Genomic DNA, 20,192 nt, shown 5'->3' on the forward strand with positions numbered 1-20,192 from the left:
GTAACTTAAATGTCGGAAGAATTCAATAATTCCCGCTTTGAAAAAAGCTCTCGTTTTGGGAAAGTGACCATTCGAATTGCATCTGATGATAAAATTCGCAATGAATGGTCTCGTGGGGAGATTAAAAAAGCTGAAACAATTAACTACCGTACCTATAAACCAGAAAAAGGTGGGTTGTGTTGTGAAAAGATTTTTGGTCCTACTAAGGATTGGGAATGCGGCTGTGGAAAATATAAGAAGATCAAACACAAAGGGATTGTTTGTGACCGTTGTGGTGTAGAAGTTACCCTGGCTAAAGTGCGTCGTCAACGAATGGCGCATATTGAGCTTGCTGTTCCCATTGTTCATATCTGGTTTTTTAAAACCATGCCATCTCGCATTGGTAATATCTTAGGAATGTCTTCTGCTGATTTAGAAAGAGTCATTTATTATGAAGAATATATTGTTATTGACCCAGGTCAGACAGAGTTAGAAAAAAAGCAACTGTTAAGCGATGTTCAGTATCGAGAAGCGCAAGAGAAATGGGGAACCAATACTTTTGTTGCTAAAATGGGAGGAGAAGCCATTCGTGATCTTTTAGAAAGAGAAGATCTACAAACCCTTGTAGTAGAACTAAAAGACAAATTGCGTAAGACAAAGTCCATGCAAGCGCGGATGAAATTAGCTAAAAGGCTAAAGATTGTAGAAGGGTTTACTACTTCTCCTAACCGTCCAGACTGGATGGTGATGGCAGCTATTCCTGTAATTCCACCCGATTTAAGACCTCTTGTTCCTTTGGATGGGGGCCGTTTTGCGACCTCTGATTTAAACGATTTGTATCGCCGTGTTATTAACCGTAATAATCGTTTAAAAGCGATTTTAAAGTTAAAAACCCCCGATGTCATTGTGCGTAATGAAAAAAGGATGCTTCAAGAAGCGGTAGACGCTTTATTTGATAACGGTCGTCATGGCCATCCTGTTATGGGAGCTGGTAACCGTCCACTTAAATCCTTATCAGAAATGTTAAAAGGAAAACAGGGGCGTTTCCGTCAAAACCTTTTAGGAAAAAGAGTGGATTATTCTGGTCGTTCTGTCATTGTCGTAGGTCCTGAGTTAAAGTTTAATCAGTGCGGTTTGCCTAAGCAAATGGCCTTACAGTTGTTCGAACCATTTATCATTAAACGCTTAAAAGATTTAGACTACGTATACACGATACGTTCTGCTAAAAAGATGATTCAAAAGCAAGCTCCTGCAGTATGGGATGTATTAGAAGAAATTACAAAAGACCATCCTGTTATTTTGAACCGTGCGCCTACTTTGCATAGATTAGGTCTTCAAGCATTTATACCGACACTTGTTGAAGGAAAAGCCATTCGTGTACATCCGCTTGTATGCTCTGCGTTTAATGCGGACTTTGACGGTGACCAGATGGCGGTTCACGTGCCTTTATCATTAGAGGCGCAACTAGAAGTAAAGTTATTGATGATGGCACCAGACAACATCTTTTTACCTTCTTCTGGTAAACCTTCTGCGGTTCCTTCACAGGATATGATCTTAGGTTTGTATTACCTCATGTTAGATCCTATTTATATTCCGGAAGAGCATGTTAAAAAAACGAAAGTTTTTATCGATAAGCAAGAAGTTCTGATGGCTTTAGCGCCAGGTGCTGGGAGCTATAACTTTGATGAGCCTCAATTAGAAGGCAAGCGTCGTGATGACTTGGGAAGAGGAATCAGATTACATGAAAAAATCAAACTTAAGTTAGATAATAGCATTATTGAAACAACGCCCGGGCGTGTTTTATTCAATATGATTGTTCCTAAAGAGCTTGGATTTCAAAATTACACCTTGCGTAAGAAAAAAATGAGTGAGCTCGTTCTTGAGGTGTATAAAAAAGTTGGCTTAGAAGCAACTGTGTGTTTTCTAGATGATATTAAAACCCTCGGGTTTTCTGAAGCGACCAAAGCTTCTTTATCGATGGGGGTTTATGATGTTAAAATCCCAACTAATAAAAAGAAAGTCATTGAAGATGCTGAAAAACGAATCGAGACGGTTGTTAAACAGTATGAAGATGGTATTATTACCGAGGGAGAGCGCCACTCCAAAATTATTGGTATGTGGACAGAGGTAACAGATCTATTATCCGAAGAGCTATTTAAAATAATTAGTTCATTAAAAGAGGGTGAGTTAAATCCTCTTTTCTTAATGATGGATTCTGGTGCTCGAGGTAATAAATCCCAGGTTAAACAGCTCGGAGCTTTGCGCGGTTTGATGGCAAAACCATCTGGTGAAATTATTGAATCTCCTATTATTGCAAACTTCCGTGAAGGTTTAAGCGTTCTTGAGTTCTTTATCTCCTCTCACGGAGCTCGAAAAGGCCTTGCTGACACCGCTTTAAAAACAGCGGATTCCGGATATTTGACTCGTCGTCTTGTGGATGTGGGACAAAATGTCATTATTACAGAAGCTGACTGTGGAACGTTAAATGGAATTGATGTTTTTGCAATTAAGCAAGGACAAGAAGAACTTCTTTCTTTAAAAGATCGTATTTTTGGCCGCGCTGTCTGTGAAGATATTTACCAACCGGGTGATAGTACACAATTGATTGCAAAAGCAGGAGCTGTGCTCAATGTTCTGCAAGCAGAAAAAATTGATGATGCAGGAATGGAAAGCGTTCGTATTCGCTCTGCTCTTACTTGTGAAGCAAGAAGGGGAATATGTGCAAAGTGTTACGGTACGGATCTGGCAAATGGTATGCTGATTGGTTTAGGCGAAGCTGTGGGAATTATAGCTGCTCAATCCATTGGAGAACCAGGAACCCAGCTTACTATGCGTACTTTCCACACTGGGGGAATTGCATCAGCGGGTATTTCGCCTGAATTAATTGCAGAATACGATGGTGTTTTGGTCTATATGGGTCTTCGTACAGTAGAAACCGATGAGCATGTGTTCTTAGCTTTAAATAAAAATGGTACCTTGCATATTGTGCGTAATGAAGGAAGAACTTTGGACGAGTATAAGAAATTACTCAGTACTAAATCCATAGAACCTTTGCAAACCTTTACCGTAGAATTGGGGACGCGTATTTTACTTGCTAATGGAACTAACATCAAAAAGAAAACAAAAATTGGTTATTGGGAACAACACAATGTTCCGATTATTTGTGAGCGTCCAGGTTATGTAAAATATGAAGATCTTGTTGAAGGAATTTCTACGCAAAAAGAAATGAATAAGCAAACAGGTCAAACAGAACTAATTGTTAAGCAACACCGTGGTGAACTGCATCCTCAGATTGTCATTTATGCAGATCCTAAATGTACAGAACTTGTGGGAACGTATGCGATCCCATCAGGTGCGTATATTTCGGTACAAGAAGGACAAGCTGTAACAGCGGGTATGTTGTTAGCTCGTCTTCCTAGAGGAGCTATTAAGACAAAAGATATCGTCGGGGGCTTGCCGCGTGTTGCAGAACTATTCGAAGCTAGACGCCCAAAAGATGCTGCTGAGATTGCTAAGATCGATGGAGTTGTTGATTTCCGTGGGGTGCAAAAGAATAAACGTATTGTGATTGTTCGCGATGATGAATCCGGTATGGAACAAGAACATTTAATTCCTTTGACTAAACACTTAATCGTGCAAAGAGGTGACTTTGTTATTAAAGGACAACAATTAACCGATGGTTTAGTTGTACCGCAAGAAATCCTTGATATTTGTGGTGTTCGTGAGCTACAAAGATATCTTGTCAACCAAGTGCAAGAGGTTTATCGTCTACAAGGGGTGGATATCAATGATAAACACATTGAAATCATTATCCGTCAGATGTTGCAAAAAGTACGTGTAACAGATCCAGGCGATACTATCTTCTTATACGGAGAAGATGTGGACAAGAAAAACTTCCATGCGATGAACTCTAAAACTTTAAATGAAGGTGGGCGTCCTGCACAAGCAACTCCTGTGCTTTTAGGTATTACTAAAGCCTCATTGGGAACAGAATCCTTCATTTCTGCAGCTTCCTTCCAAGAGACAACACGTGTCTTAACAGATGCAGCTTGCGAAGGTAAAACAGACTATCTGCTCGACTTTAAATCCAATATTATCTTAGGGCATATGATCCCTGGGGGAACTGGATTTGAAGAGTATCGTGAAAGGGTTTTAAATCTTGATCGTGAAGAGAAAGAACCACTTATTTTTTCTTTTAACGATAGTGATCCTGTACTTGTTGGATAGCTTTTCTTCTAAATTAAAGCCCTATTGCAAAATAGGGCTTTTTTTATCTCATATAATTCTTACTTTTTTCACTTATAAGGTTTATAAAAAAATTAACAAGCTGAGAAAAAAGCCATTTAGCTGTTTGAATCTATGAGAAACAAGTCGAAAAGAGATCGAATAATAGCGGAATCTTCTTTTAATTTAATATTAAATGCTTACTATTTAGACAAATGTTTTATTAAATCATCTGCTTGAATCTGGGATGCTTAAAGATAAAACCCATTGATTTGATTTTCTGATTGCAAACTTTATAGCTGCTCTTTGATGAATCTTTGCTCCATATCGGGGAAGGAATACCAGCTAATTGACAAAGATGGGAGTAGAGTTCTCTACGAGGCGTATGATCATCATTGACCAAATGATAAATGCCCGTTAAAGAGTGATCCAAGCAAAACCTAATAGCTGCTATAATATCCTCTAAATGAATATGATTTGTGAACTCCTCTCCAGAGCTGAGCATTTTTTTTCCCGAAAAGTGTTTTACTCGATCGAGCAGTTCTCGTTTGGGACCATAAATACCTCCCAAACGAAGAATACAAGTAGAAGCATTGCAGTTTAAGTAGGAACGTTCTGCTTCAAGCAGTATTTTTGCATTCTCTGATTTTGGACAAAGAACCCTATCTTCTGTAACCCACTTATTTTGCTGTCCTTCACAGACAGAAGTGCTACTAGTATAAAGCAGATAAAAAGGTGTTTGCCTGTCTTTTAAAACTAAAGAAACTCTCTTAGCTGTTTGTAGATAAACCTCTTTGTAGCTTTGCAAATTTTTAGGGGCTATGAGGATGATCACCCCATCACAGGAATCGATTAATTCCTTGAACTCTTTATCTTCTATAGGAAGCAACACACTGTGTCCATAGTAACTGAGTGCATTGACTCGTTCTTTGCGCGTTGTAGTAATAAAAATCTTATGTTTTTGGATTTGAAGATATCTTAATAACGCCTCTCCTACATAGCCTGCTCCCATCACTAATAACTTCATTTAAGAAACTTTTTGTAAATATTTTAGATGGTACATGGATTTAAGTCTTCTGGTATTTTTTTTATTATAAGTATGTATCATACAATGACATACTCACACAATTTAAGAATTAAAGCTTTAGAATATATAGAAAAGTGTGGTTTCTCACTAATAGCAAAGTCAGACTTTTGCATCTCTACAAGAGATTTAGAATGGAAATCAAATTTATTATACCTAATATTCTCTAAAATTTTCATTTAGTCGAAAGATTTTGACGATTTATGTATGCACAAAATTCAAGATAATGTACTTTTTCGCAAAAGAATAACTTCAGCGTTATTTTGTTTTTTAAAAAGTTGAATAATTTAATATTAGGAAATAAAAATGAGCTTTATAAATTCAAGTATAGCAATCAATGGATCTTTTAATACAGAAAGTAATACTAGTATATATTTTGATAGATCTTTTCGAGGTCCCTTGCCTAATGAATCTCCAATGAATGCTACCAATATGTCTCCTTCAAATCGAAAAGCAGATAGATCTTTTCGAGGTCCTTTGCCTGATGATAGTCTAATAAATTCTATAGAGGCATTTTCAAATGAATCTCCAATGAATGCTACCAATATGTCTCCTTCAAATCGAAAAATAGATAAAGTGGCTAAGGTGAAAATTGGAAATGGGTTTACAGATCCAAAGTATGGAAATATTCCACGGTCAAAGCGTATTCATGCAAGACATACAAGATCTATTCCTTCTTCTGATATACCACCTGACCTATCTTTTTCTGAAAAAAATTCTCATGCAGATCGCTTATTTACTTGTGAAACGGAAAAACATAATTGCGAAAAAGAATTACGTACTTGTCAAGAGGAAAACCGTAATTATAAAGAGAAAAAAGATACTTGTGCACAAGAAAAACACAACATAATATCAGATTACAAACGAGAGATTTGCCAGATTCAGAAAAACTTAAGGGGTAACTTAGAAAAGGAACGAGATAAATGTCGCAAGGAAAAAGAAAAGTATTTTAGAACAATTGGCTGCGAGGAACTTCCCCGCGTTATGGAAACTAACCAAGATTTAGCATATCAAGGAGCTATTTGCAATAGAAACTTAAGTACATGTAAAGAGGAAAAAGCTAACTTAACAACAACCTATAATATAACTCTAGAAAAGAAAGATAGAGAGATCACTCAATTAAATAAACAAGCCAACTTGACAACAACCTCTTTAGAGGAAAAAGACCAAGAGCTTTCTAGTCTGAATGAAACTTTACAACGTTTAAAAGATGAAAAAAATACTTGTGAAGCTAACAAAGCTAACTTAACAACAACCTATAATATAACTCTAGAAAAGAAAGATAGAGAGATCACTCAATTAAATAAACAAGCCAACTTGACAACAACCTCTTTAGAGGAAAAAGACCAAGAGCTTTCTAGTCTGAATGAAACTTTACAACGTTTAAAAGATGAAAAAAATACTTGTGAAGCTAACAAAGCTAACTTAACAACAACCTATAATATAACTCTAGAAAAGAAAGATAGAGAGATCACTCAATTAAATAAACAAGCCAACTTGACAACAACCTCTTTAGAGGAAAAAGACCAAGAGCTTTCTAGTCTGAATGAAACTTTACAACGTTTAAAAGATGAAAAAAATACTTGTGAAGCTAACAAAGCTAACTTAACAACAACCTATAATATAACTCTAGAAGAGAAAGATAGAGAGATCACTCAATTAAACAAACAAGCCAACTTGACAACAACCTCTTTAGAGGAAAAAGAGCAAGAGCTTTCTAGTCTGAATGAAACTTTACAACATTTAGAAGATGAAAAAAATACTTGTGAAGCTAACAAAGCTAACTTAACAACAACCTATAATATAACTCTAGAAGAGAAAGATAGAGAGATCACTCAATTAAACAAACAAGCCAACTTGACAACAACCTCTTTAGAGGAAAAAGAGCAAGAGCTTTCTAGTCTGAATGAAACTTTACAACATTTAGAAGATGAAAACAATATTTGTAGTGTTAAGCTTCTTAAGGAGGTACAAACAGCCATTGCGTTAGAAAAAAAGAGGCGGAGTACTCAATCAAAACTTGGTAGCATTCCTGCGCAAAAGTAATTTTTTATGTTTATAAGATGAAAGCTAACTGAGAAGCAAAGCTAAAGTTGCAACGGTTAAAAAAATTATAAAATGGAGCTAGAGTAATATGTCAATTCCTTGAAATTTTCATTGTAATAGATAAGACTTAAATTGACACTTAATAGTAAGTAGCAAAGAAAAACAGCTTTTTCAACTAAGGCATGATACCTTAGTTGAAAAAGCAAATACCAAAATGATAACTTATAAATATATAGTAGTGCCGACTCAAACGGCTAGCTTAATGAAGTTCAAGTCAACGACTTGAAACTTGTCATTAATCCTAAATAGAAAAAGATAAAAAGAATAACTAATATTATAAATAAAAAATGACTATAAATACGGCTTATGTCTATTTATATTTGTTATCTTAATATATTAAAAATGCATCAAATCATCTTACTTTGGATATAAAAAAATGAATCCTATAATCTCTGTTTCAAATAATACAATAAACATGTCTTCTATGATTTTTTTTCCTGGAGGAAATATCAATGATCTAGGGCTACCTTCCTTTAATCAAAAAAAACACGAAGTAGCAGTTTTAGAAACTGACAATGGTTTTACAAAATATCCCTTTAATCAAATAGACAAAATAGCAGGGTTAAAAACTAGCAATAATTTTACAAAAAATCTCTTTAATCAAAAAAAAAAAGTAGTAGTTTTAGAAATTGACAATGACTTTACAGGTCCAAAATATAATAACATTCCACGGTCCAGACGTTTAAGAGCTATTCATAACAAAGGTAATAAAAGAAGTTCTGTGCCTCACAATATGAATTTGATCTTTCAAGGAAAAACAACTCGGTTAACAACGCCTGAATCAACTACAACAACAGCTGATTCTATATATCCTCCTAGGTTTGAAATGCTAATGAATCTTTTCAATACTAGTCAAGTAAATGATTTACCATTAAAAGAAACAGACTTCTATCCAGGTTTTTTAGATGAAGCTGTACAAGTAATTAATCAAATTCGAATCAATCTAAGCTCTCCTCTAGACCTCACTGAAATAGACTTAAAAAAAAACAGGGAAGATTATGACAAATTTATTATGATTATTATTGAATATTCATCACTAAACATACGACAAGATCCTGAACAATATTCTAAAATTAATCGTATAACGAAAGCTATTATTGATGTTTTTCCAGAATATTTTTCTCTAGAAGAATCAACTACAATACTTGAACTAACTCAATCAACAACTGCTCCAGAAACAACAGTTAAACAAACAAAACTAACAGCTGCTACTTCAACAACAATATCTGAACCAAACACAACATCTGAACCAAACACAACATCTGAACCAAACACAACAACAGAATCAATAACACTTGAGCTAACTCAATTAACAACTGCTCCAGAAACAACAGTTAAACAAACAAAACTAACAGCTGCTACTTCAACAACAATACCTGAACCAACCACCACAACAACAGAACCTAAAATAACTCAATCAACAAATAGTCAACCATTGATTGTATCAATAGCATTAGGTACATTGGCATTTGGAAGTTTATTAGCTGGTATTTTCATGTTTAAGAAAAAAAGAAGATATAAGTATAGTTTACATCTCGATAATAACTTAAAAACTTCACAGAGACAAGGCCATACTCAAGTATAATTTGTAATAGATAGGACTTAAATTGACACTTAGTGATAAATAGTAAAAAAACAGCTTTTTCAACTAAGGCATCATGCCTTAGTTGAAAAAGCAAATACCAAAGTGTTTAGTCTCAAAGTGTGATGGAGTGGGTTAATTCTAATGAACTTTAAATTTTCATGACAAAGAAGTATGATACTTGAAAGATCTTGAATCGGTTCACTTCCAAAGTATTTGGGAAGATGAGCCAAAAGAGTATCTGCTCAAAGACAAAGAAAAGGGTGTATTGCCTAAATGTATTGTAAATTACATTAATGAATATGGAGCCATTGAAGTAGCTCATAAATACTTACTTGATACCAGAGGTAATGCTATAGGAGTTGCTAGTAGCAGGTGTGAGCAAGTGTATTCATTTGTATAGAAAAAATTTAGTGCATATTCTGATATGTAACTCTCAGGCTTTTACATGTTATTTTTTTACTAACGGATTTTTAGGTTTTTTCTTTATACGAGAATGTTTGTTCTCTTTTTGCACTTCTTTTTGTGCGGGAGACAGGGGAAATAGTAACCTATCTCCCCATAGAGAGATATTAAACTCCAATTCTGGGTTCATAAGATATACATAATTTTTGTGATATAAGGGAATGACAGGCATATCATCGATTAGAACTTTTTCAGCTTTTTCCAGGGTTAATAAGCGCTTGCATCCTTCCTCATAGTTAGAGCGATTCAGTAATTCGATAAACTTTGGATGTTCCCAACCAGTGAAATTTCTTCCATAATTTCTATACTTAAACATTTGAAGGATGTTCATAGGATCATCGTAAAAAGCCAGCCAACTGGAAAGGCAGATTGAATAATCACGGCTATTTAATTTATCTATAGCAATGCTAAAGTCTAATTTCTCTAGTTTAATAAAGATTCCAAATACTTTTGCCCATTGCTGTTGAATGACTTGCACTATCTCATCTGCTGCATAATCCCCGGAGTGATAAAGGAAAGTCAGTGATTTAAAAGCCTCCTTGGTAATACCTAGTTCAGCCATTCCTTCATTGAGCAGAATATTCGCTTGGATGACATCGTTATCTTTGAAAAATTGGGGACATCGGTTTTCTTTTAAGCAAGGTGCAACTAGATTTGTTGCGGACAAGCCCGCTTTGTAAGCAGGACTGATTGCATCTGCTTGTATATTTTTTTTACATCCTTTGCCTAACATTCCGATCAATTCTTGGCGATTAATCGCTAGGGCAAAAGCTCTTCGAATCTTCACATGAGTAAAAGGCGGTTTAGTTGTATTGAGGCAAATAAATACAGAATAAGGTTGTGGCTCTGAGTTAAAGGTCCATGTTTTTTCTAGCTTAGATACCTCTTCTAAAGAAATATCTGTTAAAGAGTCACCAATCATATCAACTGTTCCTTGTTTAAACATTTCTAGTGTTACGTGATCGTTTTCCACAATATTGAATGTAATTTTTGGGGGATGTTGATCTTTTGTTTAGTCTTTTCAAGTTTGAAGTGCACAGAAGAATTAAAAAAAGAATAGGCAGGCGATGAAAGAATCTCTATTGTGATTTTTAACAATCAAACACAAGGAGAGACCTTGCCTAAAGGCTACCATCACCTAACCTATGACCAAAGATGTCAGATTTATATTTTAAAAGCTAGAGGAGATACATCTAGCTCAATAGCAAACATTCTAAAAGTTCATCATAGCACTATTAGTAGGGAACTTAAGAGAAATAAAGGGCAACGAGGATACCGTCATCAGCAAGCTCAAGAAAAAGCATTTCTTAGAAAAAATTCTCAGCCCAATAAAAAAATGACTCCTCAAATAGTTACCCGTATTGAAGAAAAAATCAAGTTGCAATGGAGCCCTATACAAATATCCGGATGGCTTAAAAGACATGGTAAAGAACATGTTAGTCATGAGACCATCTATAATCATATCTGGAAAGATAAACGACAGGGAGGACAGCTTTATAGAGAGCTCCGTCATCGAGGGAAAAAATATAACAAGCAGAGAAAGGGAGCTTCTGGAAGAGGGAACATGCCTGGTCGTATAGATATTAAGCAACGGCCTTGTATTGTAGAAAAAAAGACTCGTTTAGGAGACTGGGAACTAGATACAGTCATAGGGGCAGGACATAAAGGCGTAATTGTATCAATGGTAGAAAGAACTTCCAAGCTAACTAAGCTCGCCAAAGTTTCTCATAAAACTGCAGAGGAAGTAAGTCAAGCGTTAATTGAACAACTTAAACCTATCAAAGATTTTGTACACACATTAACAGCAGACAACGGAAAAGAATTTGCCTATCACCAAATGGTTAGTTTCGAGCTAGAGACAGACTTCTACTTTGCAACGCCCTACCATTCTTGGGAAAGAGGCTTAAATGAGCATACAAACGGACTAGTTAGGCAATATTTTCCTAAAACACAAAGCTTTTTAGATACGACTTCCAAGGATATAGAAAGGGTGGAAACTTTACTAAATAACAGACCTAGAAAGGCTCTCAACTTCGAAACTCCACTAGAAGTGTTTACGAGATTATCTACAAACATGCTATGCTCGGGTGCACAATAGATGTTTTTTCAAGTATTTATATGTTCTTTTTTGTGCACTTCAAGGTTGAAAGGGCCTTTTTCGATAGTATGGATTGTTAGTGAAAACGATTTGATCGTTTTGCTTAAAGCTTTCCAATAGGAAAGGTCCATTGCACACGAATTGAGCGCCTGTTTGAATTGCCCAATTAGGGTTCTTTCGGTCTAGTTCAACATGTATAGGAACAAATCTAGGGAGCGTAAACAGTTTAAGAAGGTAAGGAGTCGGGTGTTCTAGCTCAATCACTAGGGTTTTTTCATCAACGGCTTTAATGCCTACCTCACTTAAAGAAACAAGTCCTTTTTTAGCGCTTTCCGCATTTTTAATAGGAGCAAACAAATAATCCCCCATCGAAGGAAACTTGGGATCAAGAATATCTTTCCACGACTGTTCAAAATCATAAGCAGTAACAGGCTTACCATTAGACCAGTAGTTGTCTCCTAGCGTAAATGTATAGGTAAGTTTATCATCCGATACGGTATATGACTTAGCTTGAGCAAATTTGATGGATCCATCGGGATATCTCTTAGTAAGACCTTCAAACAGCAAGAAAATCATTTGCGAAGAATAAACATCGCCGGCTTTACGAGGATCAAACGTCTTAGGAGATGTTTTCATGTTTAAGTTAAGCATAGACAAGCCATGTTGGGATAAAGCTGAAGAAGTTAGCGCGGAAATACAGAGAATAGCAAATATAACAATCAGTGTTTTTCTATTAAAGGACCATCTTGGTTTTTTAACGATACAAGAAAGAATCGTCAAAATTCCGTGAAGTTTTTTGCATATCATATTAAAGAATAATTATAAATTTTATAAAGACATATTTTCCGATAAAACCGCATATTCCACAACAACAAAAAAAATTTAAGTTGGTTCTATCAGTGTAGCTACGGATAAAGATATTGTCTTTATCCCCTCTAGAAGGATAGTTTTTAGAAACTCTCCTGCGCTGAAAGGCAAGGGATAAAAAAGATGGAGTTCATCATTAGTAAATTGGCTAGCCATGCCCCATAATTTCTAAGCAACGCTTCCTTTAGGAAATTGAATTCCGTGCGGAATAACCTTAGTAGAAAGAACTTCCAAGCTAACTAAGCTCGCCAAAGTTGCTCATAAAACTGCAGAGGAAGTAAGTCAAGCGTTAATTGAACAACTTAAACCTATCAAAGATTTTGTACACACATTAACAGCAGACAACGGAAAAGAATTTGCCTACCACCAAATGGTTAGTTTCGAGCTAGAGACAGACTTCTACTTTAAACACAAAGCTTTTTAGATACGACTTCCAAGGATATGGTAAAGGGTGGAAACTTCACTAAATAACAGACCTAAAAAGGCTCTCAACTTCGAAACTCGAATAGAAGTGTTTAGGAGATTATCTACAAACATGCTATGCTCGGGTGCACAATAGATGTTTTTTCAAGTATTTATATGTTCTTTTTTGTGCACTTCGAGGTTGAAAGGGCCAGTTGGCAAAAAAAACCAAAAAGTTTTAGAATCAACCCACTCCATCACACTTTGGGACTAAACATCTTAGAGCCTGTTTAAAATCTTTTCAAAAGTAGAGCAATAAAAGCTAGCACCACCATATTCAGGCTTGTATGTAGTTTTCTTTCGCAATTTTTCCATAGCCTGCGACATTTTTCTATCCACGCAAAAGAACGCTCTACAACCCATCTTTTGGGAATAACTGTAAAAGTATGAAGTGTATTTCTTTTGGCTATTTCTACTATACATCCTAATATCTCCTGCACACTCTTTGCAAATTTTTCTCCAGAATATCCTCCATCTGCTAAAACATTTTTTACACAGAACAAATTGTTTTTATGTAGTGAAAATGCTTCTATACACCCATTTCTGTCAGTGATATTAGCGGTGGTAATGTGAATCGCATGAGGAAGCCCTTGGCTATCGACTGCTATATGTCTTTTTATTCCTGATATTTTTTTCCCTGCATCATATCCTTTCTTCTCCGCTTTTTTATTCCAAAGATGGAAATAATAATAACATAATTCCCATTTAGGATAATCTATGGGTAACATACGCCACTGGCAACCACTTGTTAAAATGTACAAAATTCCACAAAAAATATCATATAGATCAACTCTTCGTGGACGTGTTTTTTTGCGTGTAGACTCAAGTATTAGATGGATTTTGCTAAATTGTTTACGAGAAATATCGCTTGGATAAGAGCGGGTCATAACTACCTCCAAAGGTTTTATGAAAACTATCATTATACCTTACTAAAAAGATTTTAAACAGGCTCTTAGGTAATAATCTATTTTATCTTTTGCTCAATCAATTTTCTTAATTTTAAACTATCCTTAGCAAAAACGCGAATCCCTTCTGAGAGCTTCTCTGTTGCCATAGCATTTTCATTAAGATGCCAACGGAAAGATTGCTCATCTAATATAATTAGATCAGAGATGGTTTTTTTTGCTGTTTTAGGATCAAGTTTTCGCTTTAGAGGTCCTTCTAGATTTTGTAGTTCAGCGAGTAATTTAGGAGTAATAGTCAATAGATCACAGCCAGCCAATTCCAAGATTTCATCCGTATTGCGAAAACTAGCACCCATGACTTGGGTTTTATAACCCATTTTTTTATAATAGTTATAAATAGTTGTAACAGAGACAACACCTGGATCTTCGGTAGGGGAATAAGAGTCTTTTTTTTCCTGCTTTTTATACCAGTCCAAGATACGACCTACAAAAGGGGAAATCAGAGTAGCTTTTGCTTCTGCACAAGCTACTGCTTGTTCCAAACTAAAAAGCAGGGTCATATTGCAGTGGATACCTTCTTTCTCAAGTTGTTTGGCAGCTTTAATACCTTCCCATGTAGAAGCTAGTTTAATCAGAATGCGGTTGCGCTGGATACCAGCTTCTTCATATAAAGCAATTAAATAACGAGCTTTTTTGATACTTTTTTCTGTATCAAAAGAAAGATGAGCATCGATTTCTGTAGATACGCGTCCTGGGATAATTTTTAAAATTTCCAAACCGAAATTCACGAATAACTTATCGATAATGAATGCAATTAAAGTAGAGCCTGTTTGTTTGGTTTTTAATCCTGATTGGATAGCTTCTTCGATTAAGAATTGATATTCAGGTTTGTTAGAAGCTGCGAGAATTAATGAGGGGTTAGTCGTTGCATCTGTCGGTAGGTAAGTTTTAATTTCTTCAATTTCTCCCGTATCAGAAACAATGGTTGTTACTTTTTTAAGTTGCTCGAGCTTATTCATATAAACCTTTATTATTAGTAAAGCAAATGGTAACGAACACAGAGTTTAAGGAGAAGTAAAAAAATTAAAAATTTAGAAAGAGAATTGAACAGGGTTTATTAATTTAGAAAAGGTTTGTAATTTTTTAAAATTTTCTTGAAATTCAGTGGGTTTTATTATGGATTGATAACCACCGATTGCAATTTGTACTTCTTGGTTATTTTCTAATGCTTGTAAAAAAAAGGTAAGACATTCTAGAGATAAGAGTATCTTTTGCCCGCCTTCTAGACAATAAGCAGCAAATTGCTGGGATGCTTCTTTTGTGATAAGTTTAATTACAGCTGATTGCTTGATTGTGTGAGGATAGAGATTCAAATAAGCTTTCATGTTGCTTCCTATACACACGATCTCTAGATCTATGCCGCTCATGCGGTCTATATAAGATAGCTTGTTTGAGCAATGTTCTTTGCAGTCTGAGTAAAGGTGCTCTATTTGCCAGTTTGAAAAATGACCGCAGCTAAAAAGTGTAAGGAGAAAAAAAACAGATCTCATTTCAAGTAACTTATATGGAGCTGTTCACGAATAGATCTTAAGACAATCATTTGCCAATAGGCTCCTAGTGTTTGACAGTCTTCCAGCACTTTTTTCTGCAATGGCAACCAATATAGCTCTTGAAATTCTGTTTGGTTAAACATCTCTTCAAAATCGGTTTTCTTGGCGAGTAAAGCATTCCATTTTTCTAAAAGAGCGGTTTCTAATTGCTCTAAATATGCTTTTAATTCTTTAGGAAGGGATACATACAGATCGCAAGTACAAGTAAAAGACTTAAGCGTTTTTTGAAAAACTTCTAAGTGGCTAGGGAACTCTTTTTTTAAGGCTGTTGTGGTTAATATATAGGCTTTATTTTCTTTAATGAAAATAAGCTGCAATTTGCGTAAAGGGCCGTATTTAGTTTCCGTATCGATTTGTAAAAGATGGGCTGGACCAGCTTGTGTTTTCATTAAGCCCATGCTGCGCCAGCTTGTTTTTCGAGTTTTTTCATAGATGGCTTGTACCGCTTTTAAATACTCGGCAAGGTCCACTTTTATTTCTTCAACTGCCAAGATAACAGAAGGCGCAAGGGCTTGTTTGGTTTTACCGATAAAAGCAACTTTAACCCTTGGGGCCAGTATTTTAGGATCAGCAAAATCCCAATTAGGAGGAGGAGTAAAAAAACAAGAAGGCTGACCTGTGGTAATACAGAAACAAGAAGGGGAAAATAAAAGAGAAAATAAAAGAAGGCATATTTTATACATTAGATTTTAAACCTCTATTATGTCTTTAGATTTAAAAGTTTATAAAAAAGCATCTTATATAAAAGAGAGAGTTTTTGTGAAGAAAAATCTCTAATTCAAAGAGTATGTAATTGTTTTTATTAAATATAATCAAGGTATAAAAATTATTTAATAGATCATTTATATTCGATATTTGATATAATTATTGAAAATTACAACTAATTTATTTCAAAAAATATGATTCAGTCTATAAAAAGTTTTTTAAAACCTACTTATTACATTTCAGAAGAAGATAAGCAGCTGAAAGCAAGTGTTCAGATGATTTCTGATCACAAACAAAAAGGTGGCTTGAATGATCATGCCCGAGCTGTGGCCCAAGCTGTACACAGCATAGCGCTTGCAACCCTTGTTAATACTCCTTATTACCTCGCATTAGGAAGTAAAAATTTATGTTTAAACTGTATTCATTTGAATCTTGAGCACATGGTTTTAGGGCACTATAAATCTGCCATGCAAAATTTGATCTATTCCGTTATTGCCACGATTTATGCGGCGATGGGAATTTTCATTCCTTCTGTTCTTGATGGATTTAAGATGGGGGAATCTCAACCTGATGATCTCAATCCATCTCCTGATTCCGGTATGCCGAGTGTTACAAACCAAGAGGAATCTGAAAGATCTGAAACAAGAAGCTTTTTTAATACATCTCTTGGTTTTAGAGATCAAAATGGGATTGATAATGAACATGAAAGCAGAAATTCTATGCCTTCTCAGCTAAACTCCATACAGACATTGTCTATAGAACCTAAATTAGATAGCTTATCAGTTAGTGGTGGTTGGACAGTGATACCTAATATTGAATCCTTTGTAATTAAATCTACTAATATTCGTCTCCGTGACATGATTGGAGCCTACGGAGTTAACTTGGAAAGACAAGCTTATCGCACTGCTCTTAATGAGTATATTCGCATTCTTTGGGATGACTTTAACATAAATGTCAATGAAAGGCTTGGGGTAATTGAAAATTGGCTTAAAGGTCCGGCTCATCAAAACAATCCAATGATTAGCGCTCTTTACCGTACTTTACTCTGTTTAATAAAGCCTATTGCTTATTATAATGATAAAAGTCTTATCTATACTCATGCAAAAGAGCAATATGAAAAATATGTCACCTCACTGCGTGAGATAATTGCAACAGAGCAATATCAAAGCATCCGACAAGACCCTAATCTGAACGGAGATCTTAAAGAATGCCTTACTCTTACCCGCGCGCTTTGTGAAGCTCGTTTCCGTTCTGAAAACCATGGACTTCTACGCAGTCTCCTTCAGCTTCATGAAGATGAGTATGATCGACTACATCCTAAAAGAAAAGAGATCCCCGCTATAACCAGAGAGAATTTCGCTCGGGTCATAATAGCAAAAAACGAGAAGGTAAACGAAGCTCCTGCTTCAATGAAAGTTTCCTTAACTCAGAGAAGCTGTCGGATGGCTTATGGAGCTGTTGGGTTTGAAGATTTTTTAATGACAGATATTCCATTCCTGCGAGGAAAGCAAGTTTTCGTAAATGATCAGGGAGTGGAACGTAGCTTCTATTACATGCGTCATCCAACACCACATGTTGAGGGTTCTCCAGCTTGGATTACATTAGGAGCCATGTCAAGAATGCTTGGTTCAGCTTACATCGAATCAGGTGAAGCCATTGCTCCTGAGTTCGAAGGAATGTTGGGGGCGATAGCAGAGAGAAAAGAATCTTACCTTATTCAATCACACCAAAGACTAAATGATTTAGGTAAAGTAGAAAACGAAGATAGTCGATCACAAACCCTTTATCGCTTGCAAGAGAGTCATAAAAATTTTCATGTGGTCTTTCAGGCTGTGGAAGGCGATCTCTTTGATCGCATTGGCTCTTACGCAAAAATTACGACATTTGCAGATTTGAAAGAAGAGATTAAAGCATCTTTTGAATATGAAAAGCGTGATACAAGCCCTAATCGCTTACCAGCTTGCCTTGAGAAAGATGAAGAATATCGCGGTGTCATAGATCAACTTCTCAATCAGGTTCATCAAACCTTATTTGAAGGACGTCCTGATATTTCTTTCGATGGACAAGATCCAACGCAACCTGGAATAGACTATCCTAATCGCGAATGGCAAGCATTTATCTTAGCCTTCTATATTTTACAAGGGGATGATCTTAAGTTCCGCTTGCCGAATGTGAAGTACTTTTGCACAAACTGTAAGAACTTCTTTGACCGAGGAGGAAACCGCGCAATGGCCGAAGATCGCCTGCATCAAGAGATGAGCGAAAAAGAAGTTACAAATGAAGATCTTGAAGCAACCATTACTAATCTTATTCCTGTTCCTCTTCAAAGTAAAGGCAAGGCTGTTATCGAAAAGCGTTTGAAGCCAGGACTTGCTTTAGCAGAAATTTTAGCAGCGCTTCCTGTAGCAGATAGGCAACGCTTGCAAGAAATACGTTTTAAAGAAGGATATAAGCCAGAACGTTTTGAAGTGAGTAAAAAAGAGCAGCGTGCTGTTCCTCTTATTGAAGATGTGTGTACACTTCAAGAGATGCAAGAGGTGCTCAGAGCTTTACAAGGAAGGTCTTATTTGATTGTAGATAATGATATTGTTCAAAAAAACTGGGAGACTTACCAAGGAAAAGATCAAAGCTATTTATTTGATCAGATAGATTCAGATTTAAAACGTTCTACAGTGTATGTGGATGGGACTTGTTATAATGGTCAAGTCTGGTACCCTGGAACAACAAAATACAATGCGGAAGGAATTTTTGAATACTTAATAAGTCGTGGGATAAGTGAAAAGGTTACTCTTCAAGCAATGGCTCAAATGCAGCAAGGTATTTTTGTAGAACCTTTTAATGGCTTACAAGAAACATTTAAACATGATCATTTGGATCTATCTATTCTTCAGGGCAGAGAGAAACACACAATTCTTGCTCAAGTAGAAACAGACAGCATTATAATTGAAGCAAAAAAAAGCTTTAGATTTTTAAGCGCAGAACATCTAGCTGCTGTTTTTGATGTAACGATATGCGCTAAGATTCCTAAAGATGGAAGTGCTCCTAATGGTCGCTGGACTTGGGCAGTTGCTTAAGGTTTCTGTTTAAGCTTTATTCAATCGATCTTAGAGCCTGTTTAAAATCTTCTCATTAAGGTATAATGATAGTTTTCATAAAACCTTTGGAGGTAGTTATGACCCGCTCTTATCCAAGCGATATTTCTCGTAAACAATTTAGCAAAATCCATCTAATACTTGAGTCTACACGCAAAAAAACACGTCCACGAAGAGTTGATCTATATGATATTTTTTGTGGAATTTTGTACATGAACCTATCTTGAATTAAATTTACTGTTTTAAAGATACTTGCCGACTTAAGAAATTCATCCAATATCCCAGTAGTCCAAACATTAATAGTCCGTTCCAATATATTGCCTTTCTTTCCCAGCGCACTGTAAGACGACGGAAGCATGTCTTTAACCAAGAAATCGTTCTCTCAACGACCCAACGTTGCTTTTCAAGGTAGCAAATGCCTTTTATCTTATATCCCTTAGTGTTTCTTTTCCGAGCTATCAGAGGAAAAACCTCATGGGAAAGAACATCGATACGTGTTTGCTCTGAGTCATAACCTTTATCTGCTTCAAGTATGGGTACTTTTCCCTGATTCCATGCTTTTTTAATGAAGGGAATGACTTTCCTAAGCAGAGGGATCACTTGTTTTTTCTCATCCCCGGATGCTGATGTAAAAGTGATTGCAAGAGGCTTTCCTGATTTTTCTACCAGTAAATGCGATGTCACGCCTTTACCTTTGTAGCCATAATCAACTTGCTCTCCTCCTCCGCGTCCGCTGGAAAAAAAAACCATCTACAGAGAGTCTCTGGGCATCAATACACCCCAGCTGTTCGGCAAGCTTAAGCAGCTCTTCTAAAAATTGATCTAAAAATCCAGGCGCTAATTTTCTTCCATAATGGTTACGATTTACCCATTTTTCCATTTGAGGTTCGAGTATTTTAAACTGTTCTTCATTTAATCCTTGCTTGCTCATGTCATCTGTCTTTAGTTAAAAAATAAAAAGATCTGGTATCATAGCGAAAATTTATATTCAATTCAAGATAGGTTCATTAATG

The 20,192-nt window shown here is 35.8% G+C and carries 15 protein-coding genes and 1 pseudogene; 7 read left to right on the forward strand and 9 right to left on the reverse strand.

Annotated features, from left to right (window positions below):
- The first annotated feature begins 9 nt into the window (after window positions 1-9).
- A complete protein-coding gene (gene rpoC / locus RHABOEDO_RS04645) occupies window positions 10-4,206 on the forward strand; it encodes a DNA-directed RNA polymerase subunit beta' (protein WP_215216601.1) in 4,197 nt (1,398 codons plus the stop codon).
- Window positions 4,207-4,426: 220 nt separating this feature from the next.
- On the opposite strand, the gene RHABOEDO_RS04650 is transcribed toward rpoC, so the two are convergent.
- On the reverse strand, window positions 4,427-5,230 hold the full coding sequence (locus tag RHABOEDO_RS04650) for an NAD-dependent epimerase/dehydratase family protein (RefSeq protein WP_215216602.1): 804 nt from the start codon (window positions 5,228-5,230) through the stop codon (window positions 4,427-4,429).
- Between the two features lie 363 nt (window positions 5,231-5,593).
- On the opposite strand from RHABOEDO_RS04650, the gene RHABOEDO_RS04655 reads away from it, so the two are divergent.
- The 3 genes from RHABOEDO_RS04655 (at window position 5,594) to RHABOEDO_RS04665 (ending at window position 9,378) form a co-directional block, all read left to right on the forward strand.
- Window positions 5,594-7,333 carry a coiled-coil domain-containing protein gene (locus RHABOEDO_RS04655; RefSeq protein WP_220017821.1) on the forward strand — a complete coding sequence of 580 codons (1,740 nt, stop codon included), beginning with the start codon at window positions 5,594-5,596 and terminating at the stop codon, window positions 7,331-7,333.
- A 484-nt stretch (window positions 7,334-7,817) separates the two neighbouring features.
- Window positions 7,818-8,978, forward strand: coding sequence for a hypothetical protein (locus tag RHABOEDO_RS04660; protein WP_220017822.1), 1,161 nt, complete (start codon window positions 7,818-7,820; stop codon window positions 8,976-8,978).
- Window positions 8,979-9,156: 178 nt separating this feature from the next.
- On the forward strand, window positions 9,157-9,378 hold the full coding sequence (locus tag RHABOEDO_RS04665) for a hypothetical protein (protein ID WP_215217670.1): 222 nt from the start codon (window positions 9,157-9,159) through the stop codon (window positions 9,376-9,378).
- Between the two features lie 48 nt (window positions 9,379-9,426).
- Here RHABOEDO_RS04665 and RHABOEDO_RS04670 read toward each other — a convergent pair whose 3' ends face one another.
- Window positions 9,427-10,428: an ABC transporter substrate-binding protein gene (locus RHABOEDO_RS04670; protein ID WP_256439936.1), complete on the reverse strand. Its 1,002-nt coding sequence runs from the start codon at window positions 10,426-10,428 to the stop codon at window positions 9,427-9,429.
- A gap of 96 nt (window positions 10,429-10,524) precedes the next feature.
- Between RHABOEDO_RS04670 and RHABOEDO_RS04675 the strand changes: the two genes are divergently transcribed.
- On the forward strand, window positions 10,525-11,538 hold the full coding sequence (locus tag RHABOEDO_RS04675; RefSeq protein ID WP_215216525.1) for an IS30 family transposase: 1,014 nt from the start codon (window positions 10,525-10,527) through the stop codon (window positions 11,536-11,538).
- Between the two features lie 39 nt (window positions 11,539-11,577).
- On the opposite strand, the gene RHABOEDO_RS04680 is transcribed toward RHABOEDO_RS04675, so the two are convergent.
- From RHABOEDO_RS04680 to RHABOEDO_RS04700, 5 genes are all read right to left on the reverse strand, one after another.
- Window positions 11,578-12,318: an ABC transporter substrate-binding protein gene (locus RHABOEDO_RS04680; RefSeq protein WP_215217773.1), complete on the reverse strand. Its 741-nt coding sequence runs from the start codon at window positions 12,316-12,318 to the stop codon at window positions 11,578-11,580.
- 779 nt (window positions 12,319-13,097) lie between these two features.
- A complete protein-coding gene (locus RHABOEDO_RS04685) occupies window positions 13,098-13,754 on the reverse strand; it encodes an IS5 family transposase (RefSeq protein WP_220017877.1) in 657 nt (218 codons plus the stop codon).
- Between the two features lie 77 nt (window positions 13,755-13,831).
- On the reverse strand, window positions 13,832-14,791 hold the full coding sequence (gene tal, locus RHABOEDO_RS04690; protein ID WP_215217532.1) for a transaldolase: 960 nt from the start codon (window positions 14,789-14,791) through the stop codon (window positions 13,832-13,834).
- 72 nt (window positions 14,792-14,863) lie between these two features.
- Complete coding sequence (locus tag RHABOEDO_RS04695) at window positions 14,864-15,157, reverse strand: hypothetical protein (protein WP_220017824.1); 294 nt, start codon at window positions 15,155-15,157, stop codon at window positions 14,864-14,866.
- A 161-nt stretch (window positions 15,158-15,318) separates the two neighbouring features.
- The gene (locus tag RHABOEDO_RS04700) at window positions 15,319-16,065 is read right to left on the reverse strand and encodes a hypothetical protein (RefSeq protein ID WP_215217530.1); all 747 of its coding nucleotides are present in this window, start codon (window positions 16,063-16,065) and stop codon (window positions 15,319-15,321) included.
- A 216-nt stretch (window positions 16,066-16,281) separates the two neighbouring features.
- Between RHABOEDO_RS04700 and RHABOEDO_RS04705 the strand changes: the two genes are divergently transcribed.
- Entirely contained in the window at window positions 16,282-19,161 is a 2,880-nt protein-coding gene (locus RHABOEDO_RS04705; protein WP_215217529.1) for a hypothetical protein, read from the forward strand.
- Between the two features lie 98 nt (window positions 19,162-19,259).
- Window positions 19,260-19,394: pseudogene (locus RHABOEDO_RS04710) on the forward strand (IS5/IS1182 family transposase); the annotation flags it as partial.
- A gap of 19 nt (window positions 19,395-19,413) precedes the next feature.
- Here the strand turns inward: RHABOEDO_RS04710 and RHABOEDO_RS04715 are convergent.
- Both RHABOEDO_RS04715 and RHABOEDO_RS04720 read right to left on the reverse strand, forming a co-directional pair.
- Window positions 19,414-19,929, reverse strand: a complete 516-nt coding sequence (locus tag RHABOEDO_RS04715; protein ID WP_215216393.1) for a transposase — start codon at window positions 19,927-19,929, stop codon at window positions 19,414-19,416.
- The gene (locus RHABOEDO_RS04720) at window positions 19,886-20,110 is read right to left on the reverse strand and encodes a hypothetical protein (protein ID WP_220017825.1); all 225 of its coding nucleotides are present in this window, start codon (window positions 20,108-20,110) and stop codon (window positions 19,886-19,888) included. The genes RHABOEDO_RS04715 and RHABOEDO_RS04720 overlap by 44 nt, the downstream gene beginning before the upstream one ends.
- Window positions 20,111-20,192 lie beyond the last annotated feature (82 nt).

The sequence above is a fragment of the Candidatus Rhabdochlamydia oedothoracis genome (assembly GCF_019453995.1).
Taxonomy (GTDB): Bacteria; Chlamydiota; Chlamydiia; order Chlamydiales; family Rhabdochlamydiaceae; genus Rhabdochlamydia; species Rhabdochlamydia oedothoracis.